We start from the raw sequence: 4,470 nt of genomic DNA, 5'->3' as shown, positions 1-4,470 counted from the left end.
TCAGATCAGCTGATCTGTTATCCGCTTCTGTCCAAGGGCGAAGTCAGATGGCAGAATAAATAATACGAAAATGCACGGAGAAAGCATAACGCAGAACAACAGGAGGACAATATCGAGATTGTATGGAATGCAGATGTTAGGTTGATAATTGTGCAAGCACCGCCTGCACAATTTGTGCAACAAAAAAGAGGAGCCAGTCCAGACTCCTCAAAGGTACGTTATTTCAAAAAGTTGCTCTTGTGTTCCAGCGCGTACAGATTATGATAGTCCTCATAAATAAGTCAATTTTGCAGACAAAATTAGCAACTCAGGAAAAAATGATTTGCTTGGAGAAATCGAAACGATAAGCTGAGATAATGGTTTCTCTTCTTTAGTGAGCCTATGAAATTTTTTCTGTAAAATAACCTAAGTAAGGTCCTTCTATGATACAATAAATATCATTAGGAGGGCCTTTTACTATGGCAAAACAAAAGAAACCTGTTCACAGAGTTGAAATGACTGAAGGAAAAAGGAACATCATCCGCCAGCTTCTCGAAGAATACGATATCGAGACCGCAGAAGATATCCAGGATGCACTCAAAGATCTTCTGGGCGGCACGATTAAAGAAATGATGGAGGCTGAAATGGATGACCATCTTGGATATGAGAAATCCCAGCGTTCTGACAATGACGATTATCGTAACGGTTATAAACGCAAGCAGGTAAACAGCCGATATGGCTCTATGGAAATCGAGGTCCCACAGGATCGGAAATCGACCTTTGAACCACAGGTGGTGAAAAAGCGTCAGAAAGATACCAGAGGTGTATTGTCCATCAGGTAAGAAACACCCTGAAATACGTTCCGGACAAGGACAGAAAAGCCTTTGCTGCAGATTTAAAAACCATCTATCAGGCCGCTGATGAGCAGAAGGCTCTGGCTGCCTTGGAACGTGTAACTGAAAAATGGACTCCGAAATACCCGAATTCCATGAAACGCTGGAAAGACAACTGGGATGCTGTTTCTCCAATTTTTCCACAAAGTTTGCAACACATTAACAAGAAATTAAGTAGGATAGAATCCTGACAAAATCATCTTTATCGAAGTTGTACCCATAGACTGTAAACCCGAGACTTTTGTGGACGAACTCAGCATAATATCCACTTTGCTCGTCACTGTCAAAGCGGAATATATTTACATTTTCTCCCGAAATTGTAGAGGCCAATGGCGCACTATCGTTAGTTACTTGGGTATTGTCCGACTTTGGTGCTCCGTCTTTGATTATTTCTATACTTACTTTCTCATTACCGATAGGGTTAGCCCATATGAAATTATGCCCCTGCATATCGCTTCCATCGCTGAACTTGAAGATGCCATAAGACCCGGTGTTCTCCTCAATCATGTCGGGGAAAACACTTGAAATATCAAATTCAATCCCATAGTAATCAAAAAGCTCTTCTTTTGTGTATTCATGGTAGTTGTCGGGGTCCAAAGCAAAGAAGCCTGTTTCGGGAATTTCCGAGGCGAGTTCATTTATTATAATTTCTGTATCCTCCGTGTTTGCGAGAGACAATGCGGCACCTCCCTCCGAATTTCCCGAAATTTCACTTGAAATAGCTTGACCCCGGCTGCTCAACACCACCCCAGTAAATATAGCAATTATTAAAACAACGCCAATAGCCATTCCTATCGTTTTGGACTGTGCTTTCATATACTACACCACCTCGTTTTTCGTTATAGACACAAGTTCTATTATATCTTACACGATAATAGACGAAAAATCTAATGTTTTGTTCCTTTATAAATGACGAAATGTGGCTTGCCACATCAAAAAGCCGATAAAATGACAAAACAACTCGGCCATGCAGCCAAAACACTCCGGCTATCCGACAAAACAGCCCGGAGAATCCTACAAGGCCCCCAACGGGCAGGATGTTCCCTCTGTCATTACATACGTCGATGAGACCGGCGGCAAAACCAACTATCTCTCCATTCGCCAGATCTCCGAGCTGCTCGGCATCGAAGTCCGCTGGGACGGACAGAAGAATCGGGTCAACTTGGGTGCAGACCCTGCGGATTATGTGGTGGTAGGTGGCAAAAAGGACGATGGCAGCATCCCCGCCAACGCCACAAAGCCTGTACTTGGAACTGTCCACGGGCCGTTCACTGAGATCGACCCAGCTAAGGCTGCTGGTAAATCCCTGACGGGCGTCCTTCAGGATAACACAAAGGTCCAGACCACCTGTGGTTATTCTCTGGAAGGCACCTTCTATCCCGAGGACGGACAGTACATCGTGCTGACCGTGACCAACAATGGCTCTGCCGCGCAGACGGTGACTGCCGGACGGGCACTGACGCTGGGCGGTTTTGAAAAATTCACTTCCGTTGACATCGGCGCAGGCGAAACCCTGACCAGAGCCTTCTTGATTGCGGATGGTGCGGAGGAGTTGGAAAGCACGCTGGCCTTCGGCGTCTACGCCAAAGGCGTTTCCAGCCTCAGCGATATTACCGTTTCTCTGAAGCAGTATAAGTAAAGAGTTGGGGAAACCACCGCGCAGAGTGCAAGACCTCTGTGCGGTGGGCCTTTCAGACGTTTCCCATTAGAAGGAGATGCAAAATGAAAACAATGAAAAAACTACCGTTTTTTGTGCTGGCGCTGCTGTTTCTGATGGGCTGTCAGGCGAAGCCTGCCACGGATGATACGGATAGTGACGTTTCCATCGTTGAATGGGAACATTCTGACATCTACACGGACGCCGACATCCAAGCCGCCATGGATACCGTGATGACCTATTTTGAAACGGAGTTTCAGGGCTGCACCTTGACACAGCTCCGCTATCCCGGAGATGCGTCAGCCGACCTGTTCACCGAATGGGCGCAGGAATATGAAGCGGATGAGGCCATCGTTCTGTATTCGTCTTTTGACACGGATACATCGGGTGGTGATGGCTCATTAGAGCCAAATACAACGTATGATGACTTTCAGTGGATCTTGGTGAGGGACAACGGCGGAACGTGGGAAGTGAAAACGTATGGTTACGGATAAAGTAAAAATAAAACCGATACAGAGTAATAACCGCAATAGATAGAATGTCAGATCATTCCCAAAGCAGAAAGAACCGGACGTTTGTCACAGAGCCGTGATTACAAAGTGGGGCGATATCATATTAAAAATGCGGATTTCAATAAACGCTTTGCAGAATTATGAACAAAAAGCAGGCTGAAGGTTTATCTCCAGCCTGCTTTTTATAGCGGACGCGTAGCACGGAATGGTCGATGGCATAGAGAACCATGAAACCCTTAGAAATACAGACACTGTCGAAATAGGTCTCGATTTGAGACTCATTTCGGCTGAGCTCGTCATCCAGTTTTGACTCCAGACCATTTTTATAAATTTTGAATACTTTTCTTAAACAGGTCCTGAATGTCATCCGTGTTAGCGATGTTTGTGCAGCATGTTTATTACGTTACACTTTTCCTGAATATTTGTTCTATATTACGAGAAAGCAATATTATCCATAAAAAGATTCGCAACTATTTGGAGGAAAAAAGATGTCCAATCACAAAATGCAGTTTCCGTCTCATATTTCTAAAAGCTGGCTCTCTGTGTGCATATTCATTTTTCTCTTGACTGTTTGTGTGGGTTTAGCAATCCATGTCACCAGTGAAGAAGATGCGATATGTTCTGATTCTGATCATTCTGAAGTGCCCATTGTTTCGAATGAAAATGTTTCAGAGAAATCAGGCTCAGATATAGAGTATGCGAAAAATTATGTGCCAACGGAAGAGAACGTTCTTGCAGCACGCCAACAAGCAACCGAAGGGATGTCTCAGCAGCAAGTAGAAAGATTGACCGAAGTAATTAAGGCTGCAAATTTGTGGTTGGAACAAAGGTATATGGATGAAAATCTTTTCGAGAAGCTGTCAGATCCCAACAGTTTATACTGGAATTATTTCCATCAGACCGGAGAAATTCAAATTGGTTGGGCAGTTGACGGTAGTATTGATATAGATGCCGTATGTAAACGTGAAAAGCTCTCCCTTGAAGAATTCTATGCTAAGTATGGAACGCCCGTTGTTGCAACGAATTTCTATGATGCAGACGGATTTATCGACCTATTGTCAGAAATGAAATCATCTGTTCAAAACGAAGATCTTAAATCCGAACTTCAGTATCTCATGGATCAGACGGAACAGGCAAAAGAAACCCATAGGATGGAAGTTGTAAATGACATCTACAAAAAGCTACATGATCTGGATTATTTTTTGCTGCGATATGGTCCTAAAGATGTCGCTAAGTATGTCGAAGATGATTCTACGGTATCTAAATACTACGGCACCCTTCCTTTCTATTAACCTTTCCTCGCAAAGAACTCCGACATGGTAATGCCCAACCCATCGCAGATCCGCTCAATCGTGTCGACAGATAATTGTCCGCCGCGGCGTTCGCTGTTTTTCAGGGTCGAATGAGATACATCGCATATCTGAGACAG

At 44.1% G+C, this 4,470-nt stretch carries 4 protein-coding genes and 1 pseudogene; 4 read left to right on the top strand and 1 reads right to left on the bottom strand.

All coding sequences use genetic code 11. From position 1 onward, the window contains the following. Positions 1 to 458: 458 nt before the first annotated feature. Positions 459 to 1,012 (top strand): annotated as a pseudogene (locus H8Z83_RS18630) (transposase); the annotation flags it as partial. 19 nt (positions 1,013 to 1,031) lie between these two features. Here the strand turns inward: H8Z83_RS18630 and H8Z83_RS18625 are convergent. Continuing rightward, complete coding sequence (locus tag H8Z83_RS18625; RefSeq protein WP_119310988.1) at positions 1,032 to 1,688, bottom strand: hypothetical protein; 657 nt, start codon at positions 1,686 to 1,688, stop codon at positions 1,032 to 1,034. Positions 1,689 to 1,839: 151 nt separating this feature from the next. On the opposite strand from H8Z83_RS18625, the gene H8Z83_RS18620 reads away from it, so the two are divergent. The 3 genes from H8Z83_RS18620 (at position 1,840) to H8Z83_RS18610 (ending at position 4,333) form a co-directional block, all read left to right on the top strand. After that, the gene (locus H8Z83_RS18620) at positions 1,840 to 2,511 is read left to right on the top strand and encodes a hypothetical protein (protein ID WP_187016402.1); all 672 of its coding nucleotides are present in this window, start codon (positions 1,840 to 1,842) and stop codon (positions 2,509 to 2,511) included. A gap of 83 nt (positions 2,512 to 2,594) precedes the next feature. Continuing rightward, a complete protein-coding gene (locus tag H8Z83_RS19800; protein WP_187016401.1) occupies positions 2,595 to 3,023 on the top strand; it encodes a hypothetical protein in 429 nt (142 codons plus the stop codon). Positions 3,024 to 3,529: 506 nt separating this feature from the next. After that, a complete protein-coding gene (locus H8Z83_RS18610) occupies positions 3,530 to 4,333 on the top strand; it encodes a hypothetical protein (RefSeq protein WP_187016400.1) in 804 nt (267 codons plus the stop codon). Positions 4,334 to 4,470 lie beyond the last annotated feature (137 nt).

It is taken from the genome of Dysosmobacter segnis (assembly GCF_014297285.1).
Lineage (GTDB): Bacteria > Bacillota > Clostridia > Oscillospirales > Oscillospiraceae > Oscillibacter > Oscillibacter segnis.
Note: the sequence above shows the minus strand (reverse complement) of the source record. Positions and strands in the feature narration are given on the sequence as shown.